Origin of the sequence: Bifidobacterium sp. UTCIF-39, from assembly GCF_006408715.1 — a bacterium.
Lineage (GTDB): Bacteria > Actinomycetota > Actinomycetes > Actinomycetales > Bifidobacteriaceae > Galliscardovia > Galliscardovia tissieri.
The window spans coordinates 33,171-57,842 of record NZ_JEOG01000005.1 but is presented as its reverse complement, the minus strand read 5'-3'; the positions used below and the strand labels follow the sequence as shown (position 1 = coordinate 57,842).

The 24,672-nt window shown below is 61.6% G+C and carries 20 protein-coding genes, 1 other RNA gene, 1 pseudogene and 1 riboswitch; of the genes and pseudogenes, 5 read left to right on the top strand and 17 right to left on the bottom strand.

Features of this window, described 5'->3' with window-relative positions:
• Positions 1 to 99: 99 nt before the first annotated feature.
• From yidC to EP30_RS03015, 10 genes and pseudogenes are all read right to left on the bottom strand, one after another.
• Positions 100 to 1,077 carry a membrane protein insertase YidC gene (gene yidC / locus EP30_RS03060; protein WP_258185333.1) on the bottom strand — a complete coding sequence of 326 codons (978 nt, stop codon included), beginning with the start codon at positions 1,075 to 1,077 and terminating at the stop codon, positions 100 to 102.
• Between the two features lie 204 nt (positions 1,078 to 1,281).
• Positions 1,282 to 1,761, bottom strand: a complete 480-nt coding sequence (locus EP30_RS03055) for a hypothetical protein (protein ID WP_140556035.1) — start codon at positions 1,759 to 1,761, stop codon at positions 1,282 to 1,284.
• Positions 1,762 to 2,259: 498 nt separating this feature from the next.
• Positions 2,260 to 2,547: pseudogene (locus EP30_RS11270) on the bottom strand (ATP-binding cassette domain-containing protein); the annotation flags it as partial.
• A complete protein-coding gene (locus EP30_RS03045; protein WP_140556031.1) occupies positions 2,544 to 2,933 on the bottom strand; it encodes a GntR family transcriptional regulator in 390 nt (129 codons plus the stop codon). The pseudogene EP30_RS11270 and the gene EP30_RS03045, both read right to left, overlap by 4 nt.
• Before the next feature lie 208 nt (positions 2,934 to 3,141).
• Positions 3,142 to 4,125: a D-isomer specific 2-hydroxyacid dehydrogenase family protein gene (locus EP30_RS03040; RefSeq protein WP_140556029.1), complete on the bottom strand. Its 984-nt coding sequence runs from the start codon at positions 4,123 to 4,125 to the stop codon at positions 3,142 to 3,144.
• A gap of 209 nt (positions 4,126 to 4,334) precedes the next feature.
• Positions 4,335 to 5,045 carry a thiaminase II gene (gene tenA, locus EP30_RS03035; protein ID WP_140556026.1) on the bottom strand — a complete coding sequence of 237 codons (711 nt, stop codon included), beginning with the start codon at positions 5,043 to 5,045 and terminating at the stop codon, positions 4,335 to 4,337.
• An 89-nt stretch (positions 5,046 to 5,134) separates the two neighbouring features.
• A complete protein-coding gene (locus EP30_RS03030) occupies positions 5,135 to 5,815 on the bottom strand; it encodes an HAD family phosphatase (RefSeq protein ID WP_258185332.1) in 681 nt (226 codons plus the stop codon).
• 15 nt (positions 5,816 to 5,830) lie between these two features.
• Positions 5,831 to 6,655 carry a bifunctional hydroxymethylpyrimidine kinase/phosphomethylpyrimidine kinase gene (thiD, locus tag EP30_RS03025; RefSeq protein WP_219846786.1) on the bottom strand — a complete coding sequence of 275 codons (825 nt, stop codon included), beginning with the start codon at positions 6,653 to 6,655 and terminating at the stop codon, positions 5,831 to 5,833.
• Positions 6,648 to 6,790: riboswitch (TPP riboswitch) on the bottom strand. (Overlaps the previous gene by 8 nt.)
• A gap of 43 nt (positions 6,791 to 6,833) precedes the next feature.
• A complete protein-coding gene (gene recN, locus EP30_RS03020; protein WP_140556024.1) occupies positions 6,834 to 8,540 on the bottom strand; it encodes a DNA repair protein RecN in 1,707 nt (568 codons plus the stop codon).
• Positions 8,540 to 9,463, bottom strand: coding sequence for an NAD kinase (locus EP30_RS03015; protein ID WP_140556022.1), 924 nt, complete (start codon positions 9,461 to 9,463; stop codon positions 8,540 to 8,542). Before EP30_RS03015 ends, recN begins: the two co-directional genes overlap by 1 nt.
• A gap of 316 nt (positions 9,464 to 9,779) precedes the next feature.
• Between EP30_RS03015 and EP30_RS03010 the strand changes: the two genes are divergently transcribed.
• The 5 genes from EP30_RS03010 to dtd all read left to right on the top strand — a co-directional run bounded on the left by EP30_RS03010 (position 9,780) and on the right by dtd (position 14,898).
• Positions 9,780 to 10,991, top strand: a complete 1,212-nt coding sequence (locus tag EP30_RS03010; protein WP_140556020.1) for an ROK family transcriptional regulator — start codon at positions 9,780 to 9,782, stop codon at positions 10,989 to 10,991.
• A gap of 104 nt (positions 10,992 to 11,095) precedes the next feature.
• A complete protein-coding gene (locus EP30_RS03005) occupies positions 11,096 to 12,010 on the top strand; it encodes a carbohydrate kinase (protein WP_140556018.1) in 915 nt (304 codons plus the stop codon).
• A 149-nt stretch (positions 12,011 to 12,159) separates the two neighbouring features.
• Positions 12,160 to 12,556, top strand: a transfer-messenger RNA (tmRNA) gene (ssrA, locus tag EP30_RS03000).
• Between the two features lie 266 nt (positions 12,557 to 12,822).
• Complete coding sequence (locus EP30_RS02995; RefSeq protein WP_094663399.1) at positions 12,823 to 14,205, top strand: sugar porter family MFS transporter; 1,383 nt, start codon at positions 12,823 to 12,825, stop codon at positions 14,203 to 14,205.
• A gap of 219 nt (positions 14,206 to 14,424) precedes the next feature.
• Complete coding sequence (gene dtd / locus EP30_RS02990; RefSeq protein WP_140556203.1) at positions 14,425 to 14,898, top strand: D-aminoacyl-tRNA deacylase; 474 nt, start codon at positions 14,425 to 14,427, stop codon at positions 14,896 to 14,898.
• A gap of 77 nt (positions 14,899 to 14,975) precedes the next feature.
• On the opposite strand, the gene EP30_RS02985 is transcribed toward dtd, so the two are convergent.
• From EP30_RS02985 to murF, 7 genes are all read right to left on the bottom strand, one after another.
• Entirely contained in the window at positions 14,976 to 15,980 is a 1,005-nt protein-coding gene (locus tag EP30_RS02985) for a cell division protein FtsQ/DivIB (RefSeq protein WP_140556016.1), read from the bottom strand.
• Between the two features lie 17 nt (positions 15,981 to 15,997).
• Positions 15,998 to 17,572: a UDP-N-acetylmuramate--L-alanine ligase gene (murC, locus tag EP30_RS02980; protein WP_140556013.1), complete on the bottom strand. Its 1,575-nt coding sequence runs from the start codon at positions 17,570 to 17,572 to the stop codon at positions 15,998 to 16,000.
• Positions 17,573 to 17,694: 122 nt separating this feature from the next.
• Positions 17,695 to 18,870 carry a glycosyltransferase gene (locus EP30_RS02975; RefSeq protein WP_140556011.1) on the bottom strand — a complete coding sequence of 392 codons (1,176 nt, stop codon included), beginning with the start codon at positions 18,868 to 18,870 and terminating at the stop codon, positions 17,695 to 17,697.
• 82 nt (positions 18,871 to 18,952) lie between these two features.
• Positions 18,953 to 20,419, bottom strand: a complete 1,467-nt coding sequence (locus EP30_RS02970; RefSeq protein ID WP_181160764.1) for an FtsW/RodA/SpoVE family cell cycle protein — start codon at positions 20,417 to 20,419, stop codon at positions 18,953 to 18,955.
• Entirely contained in the window at positions 20,409 to 21,806 is a 1,398-nt protein-coding gene (gene murD, locus EP30_RS02965; protein WP_258185347.1) for a UDP-N-acetylmuramoyl-L-alanine--D-glutamate ligase, read from the bottom strand. The genes EP30_RS02970 and murD overlap by 11 nt, the downstream gene beginning before the upstream one ends.
• Positions 21,807 to 22,011: 205 nt before the next feature.
• Positions 22,012 to 23,112, bottom strand: coding sequence for a phospho-N-acetylmuramoyl-pentapeptide-transferase (gene mraY, locus EP30_RS02960; RefSeq protein WP_140556007.1), 1,101 nt, complete (start codon positions 23,110 to 23,112; stop codon positions 22,012 to 22,014).
• Positions 23,109 to 24,635, bottom strand: a complete 1,527-nt coding sequence (murF, locus tag EP30_RS02955; RefSeq protein WP_140556005.1) for a UDP-N-acetylmuramoyl-tripeptide--D-alanyl-D-alanine ligase — start codon at positions 24,633 to 24,635, stop codon at positions 23,109 to 23,111. The genes mraY and murF overlap by 4 nt, the downstream gene beginning before the upstream one ends.
• Positions 24,636 to 24,672 lie beyond the last annotated feature (37 nt).

Below are 24,672 nucleotides of genomic sequence, written 5' to 3'. Positions count from 1 at the left end.
GGATTCATCGATACGGCACCGATCAGGAGTTGCGTAAGCATCACCTTGACCGGTGCCGTATTCGTATTTCATGAGAGGGACATGCGGCCAGATCGGAGGTCAGTCGGAGGTGACGACAGTCGACCGGTGTCGTCTGGCCCGCGATTCACGGGCGCGACGATCGTTTGCCGACCTTCGCGCCGCCTCGACGGCTTCCTCCTCAAGTGACGGCATGCCGGCGGCACGGCGACGCCGGTTCTCCCGCGCGTGGTCACGTACGGACTTCCGTTCATCGGCGACCGATCCGGGATTCGGGAACCAGCGCAGTTGTGCAACGGTCTGCATGAGATTCCATAGATTGTTGGTGACCCAATACAGCAGTACGCCGAACGGCAACGTCACTCCGGAGAAGATATAAATCACGGGAAATACGAACACCATCGTTTGCTGCATACGGAACTGTGGCGACTCCATGATCGTACGGGATGTATTGCGATGGGTCAGCAGCCATTGCATGATGACCAGCGCCGCACACATCACCGCGACAATCGCGCCGATGGCCAATCGTTCCGAAACCCCGTCGACGGACATGAACGTATCGGCGACGCGAACGCCAAGGAATCGCGACGCTTCGATATCGACGGCAATCGGGCGGTCGATACCGCCGATCGCAGGCGATGTTCCATCGGCAATTCTCGACAGTCGTTGCAGCATGGAGAACAGCGAGCACAGCACCGGCATCTGCACAAGTGCCGGCAGACACGATCCCATGGGATTCGCGCCCTCCCGGCGATAGAGCGCCATGGTTTCGCGTTGCAGCGCCTCCTGCGAGCGCGGATCCTTGCGCCCGGCGTATTTGCGCTGAATGCGCTGGAGCTGCGGCTGGATGGCCTGCATACGCCGCATGGACTGTATCTGCCGCACAAACAACGGCAGCAGACAGATGCGGATGACAAGGACCAGTCCCATGATGGCAAGGCACCAGGCGAGGCCCGCACCGTCGGGCATGCCAATGGCGGTGAGCATTCGGTGGCCGAGAATGAGTAGTTGTGCGATCAGCCATTCCAGGGGCTGAAGCATGGTATTGACGATGGACATGATGACTTCCTGATGATATGGCGAATCCATCGTGAAACACTGTCATGAATATTGTTCACGTGAAACAGTCATGTGCATCATGAATATGCGTCATGATGGCACTCATAGCAGTGTGGATGGATTCGCTACAACGAATATGACGAATACGATTTCGAATACGAAACGGCGAATATTGGAACGACGCAATATGCGAACGAAAACCGTTCAGATTCGAACATCAGGAAGCGAGAAGCGGGCCCAGCGCGGCACCCATTGCGGGCGGGACCACGATCGTGACGAATCCACCACATGCCGGTCACAGTGCAATACGGCGGGAAGACCGGCAAGACGGTGCAGCAGCGCACCCACCGTTGCGGGAACGGCCGCCGCGAAGGCCGGCAATGCCACGACCATAAGCGCACAGAACGCCGCTGCCGCCCCGTAGCACATCGCCATATTGGAAGTAGTCGGCATAACGGCCATATCCGGAATACCAAGTATCAGCGCGCCAGCCACAAGACCCAACGTGGAAGCACAGGATGCCACCCCTACAGCCACCATTCCGCGACTGCGCACGCGCAGCAGCGAGCCTTCGATCCGGGATCGCACGATCATCGACGCGGCCACCGGAATCAGCAGCACCAGCATCGGAACAAGAACAACGGCATACTCCACCCGCATGGCGAGCGGTATGCCGTTGAACATCGTAAGTCCCTTCGGAAGAATTACACAACTACGATCATTATACGATGGAGGAGCCGGGATCTTCGATCACATTTCATGACCGTTCCAGATCCGTCGGGATACTCGGTGCGAGATGGCGATCGACGCGGCGCACACCGCCACCGCGATCAACGCGCCCAGACCAGGGAAGGGAGAGTCGGCGATCGCGCGGACCGCCCCCGCGACGATCTCGAGAAGACCGTTGAGCCAGCGTCGCAGGTCCGCTGACGAGACCGCAAGTCCCATCAGCACGCCGAGGACAAGGAACACTGCGAACGCACCGACCATGAGCACACGGATCCCCTTGCCGAACCCGAATCGATAGAGCACCGGTACCAGCAGCGCGGAAAGCAGCGCGAAGATCAGCATCGAGTACAACGCGGCGAAGACCACCTCGGAGACGGTGATTCCCGCGCCGAACAGCGCCATGATCACCCCACTGATCGCCATATCGAAGATGATGATGGCCATGTTGAGCAGCAGGAACGACGAATCGAAGACCACGCCGAGATCGGCCTTGAACGCCTCCTCGTCCCGGACGGAGTCCCGGCCGAACGACTCGATGGTTCCGGCATCGCGGCGGATCATGTTGAGAATGAGTTTGATGAGCGTGGATTTACCGGCTCCATTGGGGCCGATCAGTCCCATGACATACCCCGCAGGCAGATCGAAGGTGACGTCGTTCAGGGTGAAACCCGAGGCGTAGTGTTTGGCCGCTCCGGTTACGGACAGCGCCATTGGACCGGAGTCGAGGGAACGGTCGGTCATGATTGCTCCTTAGTGATGTCGTCGTACACATCATCGAGCAGATCATGCAGATCGGAGACCGGCATTCCCGCCGCATGCGCCGCGGTGCAGACCTCGGCGAGATTGGCCTTGATTTGCGTTTCCAAGGCTTCCCGTATGACCTCGTTGCCGCGATCCATGACAAAGCTGCCCTTGCCCTGAATATTGCGCACCACACCCTCATCGGCCAGTTCGCCATACGCTCTGGTGACGGTGAGTACGGATACACGCAGTTCCTTGGCCAGCTTTCGCAGGGACGGCAGTGCTTCACCGGGTTTGAGTTCGCCGTTGAGCACCGCATCACGAATCTGTCGTTTGATTTGCTCGTAGATGGGTTCTCCGGACACCGATGAGATGATCAGCTTCATCGATACCCCTTTCTGTACCATTACACTGTGTAACTGTTGCATATAACAGTATCACAGTTATGGTAACTGTTCAACTCGGAGACATAACAGTTGAGCAGGCCGTCCGATCCGCCCCCTACGAACGATCCCTCCCCGCAGATCATGCAGGAAGGGATCGCATCTCACCACGCGTCACTCGTCACGCGTAGCACATCACACATCACACACGCTACGCAATGCGGGTGCGGAATTCCCCGGTCTCCAGCACGGCGCGAATGCCATCGACGGAACAGGAGACCATGCTGCGCACGGCGGCGTCGGTGTAGAACGCCATATGCTGCGTCATCACCACGTTCGGGAACTGACGCAGGTAGGCGATGCCTCGGTTGGTGAGGATGTCGGTACGGCGATCGCGATGGATCAGCTCGCCCTCGGTCTCCACGGTGTCAAGGCCGAGTCCGCCGATCTTCTTGGCCTCGATGTTGTCGATCAGCGCGTCAAGATCCATGAGCTCGCCACGGGCGCAGTTGATCAGCACCACGCCGTCCTTCATCCGGGAGATCGTCTCACGGTTGATGATATGGAACGTGGAATCGAGCAGCGGCATGTGCAGCGTGATCACATCGCTCTGCGCGTACAGGGTCTCTAGATCAACGTATTCGGCGTGCTCCGCGACGGCGGCCTTCGGATGCGGGTCATAGGCGAGAATGCGACAGCCGAATCCGGTCAGGCATTGGATCACCGTCGCGCCGATGCGACCGATGCCCATCACACCGACGGTGAGATTGCGCAGTTCACGCCCCTGCAATCCCCCAAGCGAGAAGTCGTAGACCTGACCGCGCCACAGCGCCGGCTTGTAGTTGCGCAACACGAGCAAGATGAACATCACCGTGTATTCGGCCACACCGTTCGGCGCATAGTCGGCGTTGAGCACCATGACGCCACGCCGTCTGGCCGCATTGAGATCGATGTGGTTGTACCCGATCGTGCGGGTGGCCACCACCTTGACCCCGGCATCGGCAAGCGCGTCGATCATGGCGGCGTCGATATGGCTCTGGCCGAGAGTGCTGACGCCGTCGCAACCGGCAACCAGACCGATGTTGTCGGGACCGAGGCATTCGCTATGCAGCTCAACGGCCACACCGACCCGGTTTGCTTCATCGGCGAACGATCTGCGCTCGTCGTCGCGCACCTCGAAGGCGGCTATCTTCATGTTCATTTCTCCTTGACTGACATCATTGACGCCCGAACCGCACGGTCACCTTGCCTATTGGACCGCGTCGGGCGAGATTCGTCTGCCATCTTAGCGAGCGCGACACGCACCAGCCCAACACCAATGTGGGATCTGGGTCTATCCGTATCATGAGCAGGGCGTATTGCGGCTCTTCATGACATGGATAGACCCAGATTCAGTGTTTCGTTCTACTTCCACTCGGGCTTCCAGCGCTGCTGGAGACGGTAGGCGCTGTCCCAGAACATGTATTCGTGTTCCACGCCCACCACGAACTGTTCGGTGAGCGTGCGCTTGTGGTCCTCACTCAGTCCGACGGACAGCTTTTCGATGTCGTCGAGCAACCAGACGGCGGACTGCCAGAATTCGTCGGTCTTGTACATGTCGATCCATGCGCGATACGGGTTCGTCTCGATTGCATCGCCGATGCGTGCCGCGATGCGCGTGCCGTAGTCGGCATACACCCAGGCGCACGGCAGCAGCGCCACAAGCACGTCGACCAGCGGCCTGGTGTGTGCGATGGCGATCATATTCGACGTGTAGGCGCGAGCAAACGCCGACTGACGGGCGTCGTCCATCTGCTGACGGGTGATGCCGAACGTGTCGCGGAAGAAGTCGTGCACGTGCTCGGTCTCGTTCGAGGCACCGGCGATGGCGTTCGACAGATGCGTGCGGATGGCCGGATCGTCGCACTTGGCGAAGGCGAGCGCATGCACGTTCACGTAGTCATTGAGATACAGATAGTCCTGCAGCATGTAGAACACGAACTTCTCACGGTCGAGTGTGCCGTCGCCGAGCTCGCGGAGGAACGGCTGGTCGACGCCCTCCTCCCATACGGGTTCGGCGGCCTTGTAGAGGCGTTCGGCGAAGGGGTGATCGGGAAGGAATCGGGTAAGGGGCATGTTGGGTTCCTTTCGGGATGTGAAATCGGCAAATCGGCAAACATCGGTCTGAATGGCCGTAGAAAATATGAGTAAGGAAGGTCGGTGGTCTAGAGGATCAGCGGCGCGTCGGAAAAGTCGTGCATGACGCCATCGGCGATGGCGGTGATCTGCCGCCACTGGGTTTTCGATGAGGCGTCGTACATGGCCCATGCACGCATGCCGACGGATTTGGCCACGCGGATGCCCACAAGAATGTCCTCGAATACCGTGCAGCAGGTCGGTACCACGCCAATCTGGGCCGCGGCATGCAGGTACACGTCGGGCCGGTCCTTGCCGACGTTGTTCACATCATCCACGCTGCTGAACGCGTCGAACAGATCGTAGATGCCGAGTCGACGAAGGACTGCCTCACGGAACCGTGGCGGCAGGCTGGTGGCCACGGCGAGCTTGGCACCGGACGACTTGAGGTGGCGCAGGTACTCCTCCGCATGCGGCTTGAGCGGCACGGTGGTGGCATAGGCGTCGAACGCCATGCGGTTCCATTCGTCCATGAGATCCTGTGGGCTGTCCGGCAGACCGAACCGGCGAATCGTGTACTCCGCGCACCCTTCGAACGACAGGTGGGCGATGGATTCGGCATAGTCGGCGGGCACGTCGAGTCCTCGGCCGTGGAGGAATTCGTTGTCCACGTCGGTCCACACGTGCATTGAATCGAGCAGCGTGCCATCGAGGTCGAAGATGGCGGCCTTGCCCGCACTCGCGTTGCCGGACGAGTTGCCGGACGGCACGGCGAAATCAGGGAATCAGGCATTGGCATCGAAACCGGCAAGGCCGTGTGCGTACAGATCCCAGAAATGATTGGTGGGACCGTTGCCGTTGCCGAGCTCCAGCGAATGCTCGATGGCCATGGTCACGTACTTCTTGGCACGATCGATGGCCTCGTGGAACGGATGGCCGAGCGCAAGATTGGCGGCGATGGCCGACGAGTACGTGCAGCCGGTTCCGTGCGTGTTCTTGGTGTTGATGCGCTTGGCGGAGAACTCATAGAAGTTCTTGCCGTCGTACAGCACGTCGATGGCGTCGCCCGTGGCGTGGCCGCCCTTGACGAGCGCGGACGTGCAACCCATCTCCTGAATGGCCTTCGCCGCGGCCTTCTGGCCTTCAAGATCCGTGATCTTCAGTCCGGAGATGCATTCGGCCTCGGGAATGTTCGGCGTCAGCACGTCGGCGTGCGGGATCACGATCCTGATCAGCGAGTCGATGCAGTTGGGGTCCATGAGCGGAGCACCGTTCTTGGCGTACATGACCGGGTCGATGACCACGTTTTCGGCCTGATACTCGACGAGCTTGTCGGCCACGACCTGCATGATGTCCGGATTATCGAGCATGCCGATCTTCACGGCCTTTGGACGGATGTCCTCGAACACGGCGTCGATCTGATCGGCGATGATCTTCGGATCCACGTCGAGCACGGAGATCACGCGGGCGGTGTTCTCGGCGACGACGGACGTGATCACGGACATGGCGAAGCAGCCGTTGGCGCTCATGGTCTTGAGATCGGCCTGAATTCCGGCACCTCCGGAACAGTCGGATCCTGCGATGGACAGCACGGGCGTCAGTACGCTCATAATCGTTCCTCCCTACGATGGTGTTAACCAACAGGTTCAAAGGGTCAGGCGTCATGCCTTTCTCAACCCGTTCCACCGCGCGCCGCATGCGAATACGCATCGTCGGCGCCGAGTCGGGTTCCCCTGCAACTTGACGGCATCCACGCTATCCGCGGGAGCCGACATCCCGATTCGGCCATCACGAATGACAGGCGTCGAGCAGCTCCCGCGCATGCGTCAGCGATGTATCGGTCTCGCCGCCGTCGAGCATGCGGGCGATCTCACGTTCACGGGCTTCGCCACGCACCTCGTCCACAGTGGTACGTACCGCATCGGCATCGGATTCGTCGGCGCGCTTGGATACCACGAATTGCGCGTCGGCCCAAGCGGCCACCTGCGCCAGATGCGTGACGACGATCACCTGCGCGTTCTCGGCGAGTCGCGCCAGACGTCGTCCGAGCTCGGCGGCCGTACGTCCGCCCACGCCGGCGTCCACTTCATCGAATACGAACGTCATGTCCTGACCGGACACGGACGAGAACCCCTTCTGCGCCGCGGACAGCTCCAACGCCAGCATGAGTCGACTGAGCTCGCCGCCGGACGCGCTCTTGCCCATCGGCAGACTCGGCGCTCCCGGAAACGCGGTGAACAGAAAACGGATGTCGTCGCCGCCGTGCGCGTCGAGTCCGTCACGCCGGTCCACTTCGATGTCGAGTCGGGCTCCGGCCATAGCCAACGATTCGAGTTCCTTCGTTACATGATCGGCGAGTTCGGCCGCCGCGTCGCGGCGTCGCTTCCCCAGCCTCTCGGCGGCCTCGAGCGCGGCGGCGTGGGCTTCATCCCGTTCGCGGGTGAGCTTCGCCACGCGTTCGGGGGATGCATCGAGGTCCTCCAGCTCGTACCCGGCCTTTTCCCTCCAGGCGATGACATCGGCGAGGGTGGGTCCCCACCGTCTGGCGAGTTCGTCGAGCTCGTGGATGCGTCCGTTGATCTGATCGAGATCGCCTTCGCCGTCCTCCTGTTCCAGCAGGCCGCCAAGGGTGAAGACGATGTCGGACAGTTCCGTTTCCACTGATGACAGACGTTCCGCGGTTTCGGCGTAGGTCCCCTTCATGCCGATGGACTGCAGGGAGTGCACGGCCTGCTCGATCATGGCCATCGCTCCTCCGGTCTCCGAATCCACGCCCATCTGCCCCGGATCGAGCGCGGCGAGCGCCCCGCCGACCCCTTGCATGATGGCGGCCGAGTTCTCGATACGATCGCGCATGGCCTTGAGTTCCGCATCCTCACCGTCGTGGGGGGCCGTACGGTCAATGCGGTCGATGGATTCACGGAGATAGTCGGCACGCTGTGTGGTCTCCGACTCCTGTTCGACGATCGCGCGCAGTTTGGCATCGCAATCGTTGAGCCGTTTCCATGCCGCACGATAGTCGTCGAGTTCGGCCGCGTCGTCGGCGTATGAGTCGAGGAATTCCCGCTGCCGGGCGGGAGATGCCATGCGCAGCTGGTCGGCCTGTCCGTGGATGGCGATCAGTTCGTCGGTCAGGTCACGAAGCACGGCACGTGGCACGCTTCTGCCGTTAAGCACGGCACGTGAACGTCCCTGTGCGGGCAGGGTACGGGACAGGAACAATCCGTCGTCGCCGAGTTCGGCACCGGCGTCTCGGGCGATGGCGTCCACGGTCCCACCCGGCGCGATATCGAATACGCCCTGCGCCCATGCCTCCCGGTCCCCCTCCGATACGGTGCGCGCGGGAACGGCGCCTCCCGAGATCAGCCGGAGGGCGTTCAGCAGCATGGACTTTCCTGCACCGGTCTCGCCGGTGATCGCGGTCATGCCGCGAGCCGGATTCACCACTGCATGACGGATGGGGCCAAGTGAGCGGATCTCCAGTTCTTCGAGCATTACCGCCTCTTGTCCTCCCTTGACTCCTTCGAGCCGCGATTCTTGCCTGACTCCCGCCATCCCATCACGGGGAGATCGAACTTGCCTACAAGACGGCTGGTGAACGGCACGCCGACCAGACGCGCCAGACGCAACGAGTTCGGCGACTGCCGAACCACCACGCGCGATCCCCGCGGCAGATTGCGCTGCCGGCGTCCGTCGCAGCAGATCCACCCCTCGCTCGAAGAATCCGCGGAGATGTCGAGCGTGAACGACGACTTGGAGCCGATGACGAGCGGACGGGAGAACAGGGCATGCGCGGCGAGCGGCACGAGCTGCAGAGCGTCCACATTCGGCCAGATGATCGGTCCGCCTGCGGAGAACGCGTACGCCGTGGACCCGGTGGGCGTGGAGACGATCACGCCGTCGCATCCGAAGGAGCTCATTTCCACATCGTCCACGCTGATGCTGAGCTCCACCATCTTGCCCCGGTCCGCACGTTCGAGCGTCACGTCGTTGAGCGCCCAGTCATGCATGGGTTCGGTGGCTCCGGGCACCCACACATCCACCCATGCGATCACACGCTCGTCGATCGAATAGTCGCGGGCGGCGATCTTGGCGATGGCATCCTGGGTCTGGAAGCTTTCGAATTCGGCAAGGAAGCCGACATGTCCCATATTGATGCCGACGATCGGCACGTCGGTGCCCTTGACAAGCTCCGCAGCGCGCAGAATGGTACCGTCACCGCCAAGCACGATCACGATTTCCGTTTCGGGGTTGAACGTCTGCACCTCACCGGCCGCAAACGGCGGAGCCTCGAGATTGTCCACGATCGTCACGTCGAATCCGACGGACTTGAGCTGCTCCACCACCTCCTTGACCTCGGTGCCGGTGGTCGCCAGCTGCCTGTGAGTGACAATGACCGCGTTTCTCTGTCTTGGCAACACACCCTCCTATTCGCGGGGAATCGTAATCATGACCCATACGCGATCAGCGATGCGCGATATGCGTCCGTGGTCACATTCTCCCATACCGAAACGATAAAACGTCATTCGTTTCCAAGCCGTGTCACCGACAGTCGTCGAACGTCCGTTCGATTACGATGATACACGCGAATCGACGACGATCCGCGTGTCGCGCTTGCGCTTAATTAATTAACGATGTTAATATATTCACGATACGAAATCCAACCGATTGACGACAATACGAACCGCATGAAACGTGTTCGCCTGCCGCCGACGACGAAGTCAAGGAGGCCATATGATCGCACCACCCGGCAGTACGCACGCCTCCATGGCCGAACTGAACCGTTCCCGCATCATCCAGCTGCTGCACCGCGACGGCATCTGCTCCCGAGCGCACATCGCCCGCAAGCTCGACCTCACCCCCGCGGCCATCACCAAAATCACGGCACAGCTCATCGACATGGGCGTGGTCAGTGAGACCGGCAACCTCGACGGCATCAAGAAACGCCGGTCCATCGGCCTGCAACTCAACGAGTCGAAATACCGCGTGATCGCCGTCAAATTCGCCCGCTCCCTCGCACAGATCGGCGTATTCGACCTCGGCGGCAATCTCGAATCCATGCAGACGCTGCCGCCGGTCCGTAACGACACCATCCGCGAGACCTGCGACGACATCAAAACCCGCATCCGATCCATCCTGGACAAGGACGACTCCATCGTCGCCATCGGCATGGCCGTACCCGGCCCCTACCTGCGCGACGAAGGACGCACCGCCGTGGTCACCTCCATGCTCGGCTGGCGAAACGTCAACTTCATCGAGGAATTCTCCGCCGAATTCCGCGTACCCGTCTTCATCGAGCAGGACGCCCGCGCCGGCGCGCTCGCCCAGGCGCTGTTCAACCCGGAGGCCACTTCTCGCAATCTCGGCTACTACCTGATCGGCGAAGGAGTGGGACTCGGGCTCATGGATCACGGCGAACTCCTCAACGGAGAGCTTGGCGCGGCCACCGAGATCGGGCACATCAGCATCGACGCCGCCGGCAAGCCCTGCGAATGCGGCAACGTCGGATGTCTGGAAAACTACTGTTCCGCGGTCGCCTTCCACGGAATGGTCACGGAATCCGGGCTCGTCCCCGGTTCCGAATACATGAACCACGCCGAAGCCTGCCGGGCGGCATTCTCGCTCGCCCGCAACGGCGATCCGGAAGCGCTCGCCCTGATCCGCGACGTGTCCACGTACATCGGATACGGATGCGTCACCATCATCAACGCCTTCAACCCCAAGCAGATCATCATCGGCGACATCATGGCGGAAGCCGGGGAGCCGATGCTGGAACGGGTGCGAGACATCGTGGCGCAGCGTGTCATCCCCGTGCTGGACCGGACGACCGAGATCATGCTGTCCGACCTGCCCGTCGATGCCACGCTCAACGGCGCCGCCGCGGTAGCCACCGCGCAGTTCCTCGAGCACCCATCAGAATTTGTCGAACAGACGGAAGGGATGTGACCCCGCAAGGGCCGCGAACGACCAGACGCCGACACGAACGAAAACCGATCAACAGCAACCAATATGACCATCTCGTGGACGAGATGCCAGAGAAAGGAAAACCAATGACCGACAAAAAGCCGATCGTCCTGAGCCTTGGCGAGATCCTGTGGGACATGATTCCCGAAGGCAAGCGCGCAGGCGGCGCCCCCGTCAACTTCATCTACCACGCCACCAAGAACGGCGCCGACGGCTACTCGATCAGCGCCATCGGCCAGGACGAGCTCGGCGATGAGCTGCTGGCCGCGGTGGAGAAGACCGGTATCAAGTCCATCCTGCAGCGCAACGCCTACCCCACCGGCCGCGCCGACGTGAAGCTGGAGAACGGCATCCCCGAGTGGACCATCGTCAAGGACGTGGCCTGGGACCACATCGCGCTGACCCAGGACCTCATCGACCTGGTGCGCAAGGCCGACGCCATCTGCTACGGCTCCCTCGCCTGCCGCATGCCGGAGTCCCATGACACCATCATGAAGCTGCTCAAGATGAGCCGTCCCGAAACGCTGCGCTACTACGACATCAACATCCGCGGCGACCACTACTCCAAGGAGCTCATCGAAGAGCAGCTGGCCGACGCCACCGTGTTCAAGCTGAACGATGACGAGCTCGTGCTGCTGCGCCCGATGTTCGGCATCACCGGCACCGACGAGGAAGCCTGCAAGTGGTTCATGGACAACTTCGATCTCGATTACGTGATCCTGACCGCCGGCGCCGACTTCAGCACCATCCTCGCCAAGAACGGCGAGATCTCCACCCTGCCCACGCCGCGCGTGGAGGTGTCCGACACCATCGGTGCCGGCGACTCCTTCTCCGGCGCGTTCACCATCAACATCCTGCTCGGCAAGTCCCTGCAGGAGGCCCACCGCGCCGCCGTGAACACCGCCGCATACGTGTGCACCCAGGCCGGTGCCTGGCCGGAGTACCCGGAGGTCATGCCCGACTACATCGCCGAGTATGAGGCGAAGCAGAAGGCCGAGTGATCCTCTCCTTCCCCGTTTCGCTCACCTTGGCCGATGTTCCATCGGGAATTTCACCATGAGCGACACTCCTTGTTGACAAGCCGGACATTTCAACGGTATATTGAAATGTCCGGCTTTGTATGTCGGCAGTTGATTGATAATTCAATATCGGGGTCGATCGGTTTCGACGGTGACCTGTTCGTCACAGGGAAGCGTGCCGAGAACGCGGGGGTCCACTCGTTAATGTCCTCCCGCAAAGAATAAGTGCTAAATCTAACCGCACTGAGTTCGCTCTCGCTGCCTGAGCTTCGCGCCAGAATTAACCAGCGAGCAGCCGCTCCGTTCACTCTCCCATGTTTCCGGGGAGATGCTGAGCGTCATTAGGAGACTTGCCTGAAGCATTGCGTCACAGGGCGCTTCAGGGACTTTTGCTGTGACTATGCCCGCCGCCAGTTGTCTGCGACACAGGCGGGGGCAGACAGATAGCCACCTGGCCAGCAGACTACGCACGTAGAAGACTGAGGGTACGGTCATCGGACCCGGGTTCAATTCCCGGCGACTCCACAAGCAAAGCCATCCAGACACACCATCTGGATGGCTTTTTTGTTGCAATTTCAGCGGTTTAAAACCATGCGGAATCATCCGGTTTGCCAAATGTTCATTTTGCGTCTATGCTCCAAATCAGTTGTTTTGATCAGCAGGGTTGCTACTTGGTAAAACGAGGCAAGACCTGAGGCACGGCGCAAAGCCGTGTCTCAGGTCTTTTTTTGTTTTCCGGTCGGTTCGCCGGATCGGAACAGCGGAAGTGGAAGGACCGAGACAAAGGAGATTCGATGCGATTCCCACTTAATAACACGTTCATCTTCATATTCGGAGCGCTGGGAGGCATGCTGTTCGGATTCGATACCGGCATCATCTCCGGTGCCTCGCCACTGATCGAATCCGAGTTCTCGCTGAATGCGGCGCAGACCGGATTCATTACCTCGTCGGTGCTGATCGGATCGATGATCGGTGCACTCACCATCGGCGGTCTGTCCGATAAGTACGGCCGCAAGAAGCTGCTCATCGTCTCCGCGATTCTGTTCCTGCTGGGTTCCGGCCTGTCGGCCACGGCGACCGGCTTCGTGTGGATGGTGCTCGCCCGTATTCTGCTGGGTCTGGCCGTAGGTGCCGCATCCGCTCTTACGCCGGCCTACCTGGCCGAGCTCGCCCCCAAGGAACACCGCGGATCCCTGTCCACGCTGTTCCAGCTCATGGTCACGTTCGGCATTCTGCTGGCCTATGTGTCGAACCTCAGCTTCCTCAACCACAACCTGCTCGGCTTCAGCGACTGGCGTTGGATGCTCGGTTCCGCACTTATTCCGTCCGCATTGCTGCTGATCGGCGGCATCCTGTTGCCTGAGTCCCCCCGTTATCTAGTCAAGCAGGGCGATATGCGCAACGCCTTCAAGGTATTGCAGCTGATCCGCAAAGACATGGACGCCACCGAAGTCACCGCCGAACTGGATGAGATCAAGCGCGTCGCCGGTGCCGAAGGCGCACAGCAGCAGAAGCAGGGCAGTGTCAAGGAGCTGTTCACCACCGCCCGTCCGGCCATCATCGCCGCCATCGGCATCATGCTGTTCCAGCAGCTGGTGGGCATCAACTCGGTGATCTACTTCCTGCCCCAGGTGTTCATCAAGGGCTTCGGCTTCCCGGCTGATCAGGCGATCTGGGTGTCGGTGGGCATCGGCGTGGTCAACTTCGTCTCCACCATCGTCGCAACGATCTTCATGGATCGTTTCAACCGCAAGACCGTGCTGTTCTTCGGATCCATCGTCATGGCCGTGTCGCTGGTCGCGCTCGCCCTGCTCAACTTCCTCGGCGATGTCAGCCATGCCGCCATCCCGACCATGGTGCTGATCGCCATCTACATCCTCGGTTTCGCCGTATCGTGGGGCCCGCTGGCTTGGGTGATGATCGGCGAGATCTTCCCGCTGTCCGTGCGTGGCATCGGCACCTCGATCGGCTCAGCCGCGAACTGGATCGGTAATTTCATTGTCTCCCAGTTCTTCCTGATGCTTCTTGCCGCGTTCCACAACAACGTGGGCGGCCCGTTCGCCATCTTCGCCGCGTTCGCCGTGCTGTCCATCCCGTTCGTCGCGAAGTGCCTCCCCGAGACCAAGGGCAAGTCGCTTGAGGAGATCGAGGCCGAGCTCGTGTCTCGTTCCAAGTAAGGTCCAGATAGGGTCTGCGGAATCAGACCACAATCGCAACGACGACGGCAGTATCGTCAGCATTGCAACGATAGTCGTCAATAAGCAAGGGCCGGTGAACGCGCCGATCAGCGTCCACCGGCCCTTGGCATATCATCCGGACGACCGTCGTGTCGGACAACCGAACCGGCCCCACGTCCTCCGAATGCATGTCGCATGGCACGGCATACACTGACTGGCATGCGTATCGTAGTGCAGAAAGTAAGTCGGGCCGCGGTGGATGTCATTCCCGAGTCCGATGACGAGGAGCCCTTCATTCCACAGTCGATCGATCGGGGATTCATGCTGTTGGTCGGCGTCGCCGACACGGACGGCCCCGATCAGGTGGCATGGCTGGCCCGCAAGATCGCTCATCTTCGCGTATTCGAGGACGGCAACGGCAAGATGAACAAGTCGATTCTCGATGTTGGCGGCTCCGTACTGTCCATCTCGCAATTCACGTTGTTCGCCGATGTGCGCCGCGGCAACCGTCCCGGATTCACCGGGGCTGGAGAGCCTCATCACGCCGAACAGGTCTGGCACGATTTCAACCGTGAACTTGCCTCCTACGGACTGACCGTCAAGGAAGGCCGTTTCGGCGCGCATATGCAGGTGAGTCTGACCAATGACGGACCGGTGACGATCAACTACGACACCGATGAGCTCATGCACTGAACAGGCTCAGCAGTCTCTCCAGCCGCTGGCCGCAGTCGCCTGTACACCGCTGCGGCCGCCCCTCGACCAGTCCACTCCTATTTGATGGTGGCCTTGTCTGGCGCCGCCACATTGATGGTCTTTGCCCCCTCAAGCTGATCGGGTTTCGACAACAGCGTGTCCACCACGGCCTTCTTCAGTTTCATCTGCGACGAGTTGCCCCAGATGATCGTGTAGCCGTCGTCGAGCGTGGTGGTGATTGAGTCCTGCGTCTTGGCCTCCACCTTGGTGATCTTCTGACGCATGGGCTCATCCAAGGAGCCGAGCACCTGCAACGCCTGCTTGACGGCCTTGTTGTCCAGACTCTTCTTGGCATCCTTCACCTCGATCACGGGGATGCCCTTCACCGAGGCGTTCACCGCGTTGAGCACACGCCCCTCCCTGTCGACCGCCGTGTAGTCCGATTCGGAAACCTGCAGCACTGCCGCGGGGATCTCGGCCTTCACCGTAACGTCAAGGCCATGCGGATACCGTTTCACCGCCTTGGCCGAGGTCACTCCCGGTAGATCGCTGATCTTCTCCTCCATGCCGTCGGTGTCGACCAGCAGCAGGGACTTGCCCTGCTGGGCATAGGCGATATCGGCCACTTCGCTGGCCGACACCCACGTGTTCGTGCCGCCGACCGTGATCTGGTCGGTATGCAGTCTCAGCAACGGGGAGAACAGCAGCCCCCAGATAAGCGCCACCACTGCGGCGATCACGGCCACCACGATGGCGATGCGTACGGCCATCTCCCGACGGTGTGCCTGCCGGCGTTCCTTGAGACGTTCGGGAAAATTCACCACCTTGGGACGGGCGAACAGGCCCGGGCCGCCGAAATCCGGGCTGTCAAGTCGCTCGGACACCGATTTGCGTGGTTTCATGGTACGCGCGTCGACGAAATCACCGTCCTTGCTACGGACTCCCGCCCCGGAACGGGCCACGCCGCTTGCCTCGCGAGGCGTACGCTTTGCGACGGACCCGTGAGCACCCGCACGGTCCGAGGTCTGCTTCCCGTTTCCTCTCTGGGACGAATCCGACGAGGAGACGACACGTCCGGCCATGATCACCCGACCTTGGTTCAGCGGGTACCCGCGGAACGAGCCTCAAGCACGCTCAGCAGCACTTCGGCCATATTGGTGATGTCGCCGGCACCGACGGTGAAGATCACATCGCCGGGATGGGATCGCATGGCAAGCATCTTGGCGGCCTGGCACATGTCCGGTACTGCCTGAATCCACGACTCGGGATCATGCTCGATGCCTTCGGCGGCGTCAACGACCGTCTGCGGCCCGATCTGCGGATAGTCGGCCTGCTTCTCACGCGCGGGGAAGATTCCCGTGACGATCACATCGTCGGCCTTGGCCAATGCGTGGGCGAAGTCGGACGCGAAGAACATGGTGCGGGAGAACAGATGCGGCTGGAACAGCACGCGCACTGTGGACTCCGGGAAACGACGACGGGCCGCGTCAAGCATTGCCGCGATCTCGGTGGGATGGTGCGCGTAATCGTCCACAATGGTCACGCCGGCGCGTTCGCCACGGATCTCGAATCGGCGCGCGGCTCCACGGAAGGTGCCTGCGGCACGTGCGGCGTCATGCGGGTCCATGCCCAGCAGCGTGGCCGCGGTGATGGCGGCGGAGGCATTACGGGCGTTGTGAATGCCCGGGATGCGCAGTCCGACGGTGATGTCCACGGCATCGGCGTCGGTTCCTCCAAGACCAGCTGGCATATGCAGAACGAAGGATTCCACGGCATCGGAGGTGTCGTCCGCGGAGGCCTCGGCCTCATGGTCGATATGCGCGAACGACGCTCCGTTGATGTCGCCGATCTCGTCGACGGTATGCGTCGAATAGGCGACGGCCTTCGCCGCGGACTCCGGGCTCATCGCACGCAGGACGGCGAGCGCGCCCTCGTCATCCGCACACAGCACCACATGGCCCGTGGCGTGGTGGGAATGGTCGACGAACGCCTGACGATAGTTGTCCGCAGTGCCGTAGTGATCGAGGTGTTCCGCCTCCACGTTGGTGATCACTGCGATTTCGGGATGGTATTTGGCGAAGCTGCCGTCGGATTCGTCGGCTTCGGCCACCAGAACGCCTCCCTTGCCGGCATGGCCGCCGTCGATCGTGCCGTTGGGTCCCTGAATGGAGCCACCGATGGCGTAGCTGGGGTCGGCCAGTTCGCCGGTACCCGCGTTGACGAGAATGTGGGCGATCATCGCACTGGTGGTGGTCTTGCCGTGCGCTCCCGCCACGGTCACCGCACGCGAATCTCGCATAAGCAGGGCGAGGATGTCACTGCGATGCATGAGTCGCGCGCCCTGTTCCACGGCGGCCACGATCTCCGGATTGTCCGGTTTGATGGCACTCGACCAGACCACGGTGTCCACGCCCTGCACGTTTTCCGCCTTCTGGCCGATCATCACCGTGAGTCCAAGGGTGCGCAGACGTTCGGCCTTGGGGCCGAGTTCGCGGTCCGATCCCTGCACGTCAACGCCCCGCTCATGCAGGATCTCCGCCAGCACGCTCATGCCGGCGCCACCAATGCCGATGAAATGGGTTCGACCGAGATCCTGCACGCGCAGCGAGTCGGCGTGCGGCGGCCGGCTGGTGGGTTCAAGCACGATGGTGTTGTCGGAAGCGTGATCAGTCACGAAAGATTCTCCTTATGACGCGGAAGCAAACTCATTCCATTATCGACGAGGACGGGATATTGCCCAGTCGGGTTCGGGGCGATATCCGCGTCTCTCATCGCATCGTTCATTGTTGTTCATTGTTATCGTTTGTCGACGAAATCGAGCACGCGTTCGGCCATGGTGTGGGCGGCGTCGCGGATGCCGTAGGTCCACGCGGACTTGGCCAGATCGCTGAGCCTGTCGCCATCAGCGAGCAGTGCGGGAACGTGTCCGGATACCCATTCGCTGGTGAAGTCGGCATCGAGCACCAGGAAGCCGCCGCCCGCCTCCACCACCGGTTCGGCGTTGTAGCGCTGCTCGCCGTTGCCGATGGGCAGCGGCACGTATACGGCGGGAAGTCCCAGAGCCGCGATTTCAGCCACGGTGCCGGCACCGGAACGGCAGATGACAAGATCAGCGCAGGCGAAGGCCTGATCGATGCGTTCGAGGTATTCGGCGGCGTGGTAGTCCCCCCGACCGGCGCTGTCCGGTCCGATGCCGCAGAGTACGTCCGCTCCGGCGGAGGCTTCGACGAGCTTGCGTACCTGGCTGATCTTGCCCTTGCCGGTCAGGTGAATGACCTGGGTGACGTCCAGCAGCTCCCGGGCGGTGTTCGACACAGCGATGTTGAGGCTTTGCGCGCCCAGGGAGCCTCCGGTGACCAGCACGATGGGCCGTGTCGGGTCGAGACCGAGTGCCGTCGCTCCGGCGACGCGGGCCGCGGCACGATCCTGTTCCATGGCTTCGGCGACCTGTGCGATGGCGGGACGCAGCGGCAGGCCCACACGTTCGATGACCGCTCCGGGGCGTGCCGTCAGACCGGTGTTGTCGTAGACGGTGCCGATGAAATCGGCCCAACGGCTGCCGAGCTTGTTCGCCATGCCGGCTCGAGCGTTCTGCTCGTGAATCACCACGGGAATACCCATCTTGTGGGCTGTATAGTATGCGGGAGCAGACGCGTAGCCACCTACGCCGACAAGCACGTCGGCGTGCCGTTCGGTGAGGATGCGCCGGACACGGCCGGTCTCGCGAATCCATCGCATCGGGAACTTGAAGGCGTCTGCATTGATCGAACGCGGGAACGGCACCTTCTCGATGGTGTCCATCTCGAAACCGGCGGCGGGAACGAGCCGCTTCTCCAGACCGACCTCGGTGCCGATGACGCTGATTGATGCGTCCGGACGGATTCTGCGGATTTCGGATGCGATGCTCAGCAGCGGATTGACATGACCTGCGGTGCCGCCACCGGCGAGCACGATGCTTACTCGATCAGACATGGTTACGAGCATAGCGCCCGCGGCGGTCAACATCGGATGTCCGAGTCGGACGCCGAATCACGTCGGCAGATGACAGAACGGATCATATGTGCGATACCGCGGCCTTGATCTCGGTCTGTGATCGAGCCATGCTGACCACTGTTCCCGCAGCGGCCAGACACATGATCATCGCCGTGCCACCCGACGATATGAACGGCATCGGCAGACCCATGACCGGCAGCAGTCCCACAACGACGGCGATGTTGACCAGCGCCTGTCCCACCAGCCATACGGTGAACGCCATGATCACCATACGGGCATAGGCGTCCTGATGACGCACCGCGATATTGATCATGCACCAGCCCATGATCACGAATCCAAGGATTACCGCACATGCGCCGAGGAATCCGAGTTCCTCACCGATCACGGCGAAGATGAAATCATTGTGTGCGGCGGGCAGGTAGTTCCACTTTTCGCGCGAGTTGCCCAATCCCACGCCGGTCAGCCCGCCCGAGGCCAACGCATAGGTGCCATGAATCGACTGATAGCACACACCGGTCAGGTCCGCGGTCGAGCATTCACCGTATGTCGCCATGATACGACTCATACGGTTTGAGCTTCCGGTGACGAACGCGAGCACGATGCCAGCCGCACCTATCCCGCCAAGCACCACGAACATGCGCAGCGGGAATCCTCCCACCAGCAGCACCACCGCGCCGATGAGCACCACGATCATGCCGGTGCCAAGATCACGGCCGACAAGCACCGCAAGGAAGGCAAGCGTGAATCCAAAGATCGGGGCCCAGTACTGGCGTGGAACGAAGCGCTCCACGATCCGTCCGATCTTCCTCATCCATGGCGGCGAATTGAACGACAGCAACGGCTTGCGTTTGACCGTTCGTTTAGCCGTTGCCCGTGACGCGAGCAGAGACGCCGGCATCCAAATGATCAGCACCCATTTGAGGATCTCAGCGGGCTGGAAACGAACCACGCCGAGATCGACCCATCCGATGTTGCCGCCGGCTTCGGATCCGATGCCGGGGATCATGGTGGCCAGCTGGCCCACTATGCCAAAGATTATGGCGATCTTCGACAGTTTGCGGAACACTTTCACCGGAATCTTGGAAAGGATGAAACCGATCACACATCCCAGAACGGCGAATGCCGTCTGCGAAAGCAGCTCGGACCAGGTCGGCATGCTTTTGGCAAGCATATCGACGGCGGAACTGGAAAACACCATGAGCAACCCGAACAGGGTGAGTCCTGTTACGGAGATGATGAACCCGTAGTAGCACCACACAGGATTGAGCAGACAGCGGATGCCGCTGTAGTCGACTGGTTTCGTCGAACTGCCGTCGATGCTGCCCTTGGACACCGGAGAACCGTTGGTGACCAAGGCCACGGCCTTGTCGAGACCCTTGAGATCCGAGTCGTCGGAATCGTCGGGGCCGAGGCGGACAGGGTCGCGGCCCAGCGAGGATCGGGATCGGACGGTCACCGCCTTCTTCCCGGAGGAAGCACCTCCCGATCGGGAGGTGCGGACGGGCTTTCCGGTCGGCTTATTCGCCATGCGCAGCCACCCACTGCCGCGCGGCCTTGGCGAAACGATCGCCGCGATCGGCATACGACTTGAACTGGTCCATGGACGCACAGGCAGGGGCCATCAGCACCACGCTACCGGCCTTGGCATAGGATCCAGCGGCTTCGACGGCACGATCCATCACCGTGTCGCGGGGTTCGGGATCGATCACGGTCAGCGGGATCTCGGGGGCCTTGGCCGCGAACGCTTCCAGCATGGGCTTCTGATCCACGCCGATGATCACGGCGGCGCTCATCGTATGCGCCTGATCGGTCACCAGATCCTCGAAACGGGAGCTCTTGGCCAACCCCCCGGCGATCCAGACGACGGAACCGGGGGCGAAGCTGGACAGCGAGGCGTGAGCGGCGTGCGCATTGGTCGCCTTGGAATCGTCGACGAATCGGATGCTGCCACCGGGCACCTTGGCTTCGGCGACCTTGGCGATGCGATGGCCACCGGGAGCGAACTGCTTGAGCGCGCCGATGGCTGTCGCCGCGGGCACGCCCATGCCCAGGGACAGCGCCAACGCGCACAGGGCGTCGGCCAGCAGATGCGGGTAGACAGTACCATCCGGCTCACACAGGTGCGTGAAGTCAAGCACCCGGGCCATGCGTTCGGCCGCGTCCTCGTCACGCAGACCACTGCGGTCCACAATCCAGCCGTCCTCGACGCCGATCTGTCCCGCGGCGGGTGCCCCCAGAGTGAAGCCGACCCTGCGGCATCCCTCGGCGGGATGGGCGACCTCGGCCAACGCCGTCACCCGGGCGTCGTCGGCATTGTAGACGAGTGCGCGCTTGACGCCCCGGTACACCTTCGCCTTGTCGGCGGCGTAGTTCTCGAATCCGCCATGCCAGTCGAGATGATCGTCGGCAAGATTGGTGATCGCCGCGCAATCGAGTTCAAGGGAATCGGTGTAGTGCATCTGGAACGAGCTGAGTTCCACCACGAGCGCATCGTTGGCGGGATCCACCGAAGCTGAGGAGACCGGCGTGCCGATGTTGCCCACGGCAGGGGCCTTGAGACGGGCGGCACGCAACACCTCGGAGGTCATTTCCGTGGTCGACGTCTTGCCGTTGGTACCAGTGATACCCACCCATGACGCCGGCTTGCCGGTGGAGGTGGAGGGTACGCGCAGACGCCAGGCGAGTTCGACCTCACTCATCGTGTCGATGCCGCGCCTGGCCGCCTCGGCAAGGAATGGTGTGGACGGCGCGAATACCGGCGAGGTGACGATGGCATCCAGTGCATCGAAGTCGATGTCCTCGAACTTATGCAGATCGGCGTCGGGCTTGCGCTCATCGTATGCGAGCACCGTGGCTCCCGCATCCCTGAGTCGCTCGCACGCGCTCACGCCGGATACACCCAGTCCGGCCACCATCACGGTCTTGCCCTGAAAATCCTCTACCTTGGTCAACGGACCCCTCCTTTTAGGATTATTCATACCATCGTCAGGCTAGTAGCCCACCAATACAGAACGCGATACGGAACGGCATCGCACCGTCGGCCGGTGGGCCGGGAAAAAGAAAAACGAAGAAAACGACGGGCCGCACCTTCCGTGATGCGGCCCGCAACGATCGGCAGGATCAGAACAGTCCTGAGCCGACCAGCCAGTTGGAGTAGAACAGCACCAGACCGACCAGCACGAACAGCATCTCGATCATCCAGAAGCGCACCACAACGGTGTTCTCCTGCCATCCGCATAATTCGAAGTGGTGATGGATGGGGGCCATCTTGAACACGCGCTTGTGCGTCATCTTGAAATATCCCACCTGAATCACATCGGAGCAGGTCTCCATCACGAACAGACCTCCGAGCACCACGGCGAGCACCTCGGTATGCGTGGTGATCGACAACGCGGCGAACAGACCGCCCAATGCCAGCGAACCCGTGTCTCCCATGAAGATCTTGGCCGGATTGGTGTTGTACCACAGGAAGCCGAAGCAGGCGGCCACCGCGCACGCGGCCAGAATGGCCAGATCCTGCGGATCGGACACGGAGTAGGCGAAGCCGGAATGCCCGGCGCCCTTGAGATGGTAGCTCTCCCAGTAGGCGATCAGCGCGTAGCCGATGAACGCGACCATGGAGCTGCCGGATGCCAGACCATCAAGGCCGTCGGTGAGATTGAACGCGTTCGTCCACGCCGTCATCAGGAAGTTCACCCAGATCACGAACAGCACGATGGCGACCACACGCCCGGCGAACTCGAACGAGATGATTCGATGCTCGATGAACGAAATGCCGGCCTGCGCGCTCGGGAATCCGTTCTTGGTGGGCATCATCAACGCAAGAATGGCGAACATAGTGGCGAACACAAACTGCCCGAAGAACTTGCCGCCCACCGACAGTCCCTCGTTCTGCTTCTTGCGCACCTTGGCGAAATCGTCGATGAAGCCCAGCAGACCCATGGAAAGCATGGCGAACAGCACCAGCAACGCCGTCCAACTCGGTACGTCATGGTACGCGATGTACCGGTACAGCGCCGAAGCCGCCCAACCCAACACGATGGCGAGATTGATGACCACGCCGCCCAGCGTGGGCGTGCCACGTTTGATGAGATGGGACTGCGGACCGTCCTGACGGATGTACTGGCCGTAATGCAGTTTGTGCACCAGCTTGATGAGCATCGGCGTGCCCACCAGCGTAACGATGAGGGACACCCCCAGACCGATAAGGAGCGAAATCACAGTGCTTCTCCATTCTTCGTGGTTTCGTGGCCATCGGCGTTGTGCTTGGATGGCAGATCATCGTTGCGCTCCCAACGCGTGGCGAGCGCGCTCAGTCCCGAGGCATGCGAACCCTTGAGCAGCACCACGGCATGGGGATGCCTGATGGCGAGATCGATCACAGTGCGATCCGCGTCGTCCACATTGTGCACCAGCTCCGCGAACGGGGCGTTGTCGGCGGACTTCACGCCATCGATGATGTCGGCTGCGAGCGAGTCGAGATTCCGGTCATGGTCGCTGCCCACGGCGATCACAGCATCGATGCCGAGTTCGGCGGCGTACGCGCCGATGCCCCGGTGCAGGCCGGCCTCGTCTCCGCCCAGCTCAAGCATGGATCCGAGCACGGCCACACGGTACGGCCTGTCATTGGAGTCGGCACTGTCGCCCGTCCAGCCATGCAGACCGTCGAGTCCGGCCTTCATGGAATCGGGGTTCGCGTTGAAGGAGTCGTCGATCACGGTGAAGTCCGCTCCACCACGGCTGAGCGTGGACACAGCCATACGGTGAGGGCTGATGGTGGACTGTCGCGCCAACACGCCGGCGATATCCGTGGCGGACATGCCCAGATGCCAGGCGACCGTGGCCGCCGCCAGCGCGTTCATCACATTGTGACGTCCCGGGATGGCCAGATTCACCTCGATCGGATCCTGACCGGGCAGGGCAAGCGTGAACGTGGCTCGGTCAAGACCATTCATGCGCACATCCGAGGCCTTCGACTCGGCGCCGTCACCCATGCCGAACCACAGTACCCGATCGTCCACGATCCTGGCCATCGGTGTCACGTGGTCGTCATCGGCGTTGAGTACCGCCAGACCATTGGCATCCAGCGCACGCACGATTTCGCTCTTCGCCTTCTGAATGTTCTCCACGGAGCCGAATTCGCCCAGATGGGCGACGCCCACCTTGAGCACCACCGCGATGTCCGGTCGGACCAGAGACGTCAGGTAGGCGATCTCCCCCAGATGGTTCGCGCCCATCTCCGACACCAGATACCGGGTATGCTCATCCACCTGCAGCGCGGTGATCGGCATGCCGATGTCGTTGTTGAACGATCCCACGGGTGCCACGGTCGGTGCCTGCGACGACAGCAAGGCCTTGAGCAGATCCTTGGTGGTGGTCTTGCCCACCGACCCGGTGATGCCGATCACGGTGAACGGCGTGCCAGCGGCACGGCGACGCTCGATGCTGGCCTTGGCGAGCAGGCCCAATGCCTTGACAGTGTCATCGACGATGATCTGCGGCACATCGGCGTCGGCGATCTCATGGTCCACCAAAGCCGCTGCCGCGCCCGTCTGTCCCGCCTTGGCCACGAAGTCATGACCGTCCACATGTTCGCCGGCAATGGCCACGAACAGGGCTCCCTTACCGGCCTGACGGGAGTCGGTCACCACCGAGCCGATCGGATTCCCGGCCTGATCGGCATCCCGCACACGCAGTCTGCCGTCTACCGCCAGCGCCGCTTCCTCAACTGTCATGACCATCATGGGTTGTTTACCTCTTCCGTGGTTCCTGTCTCTTGTG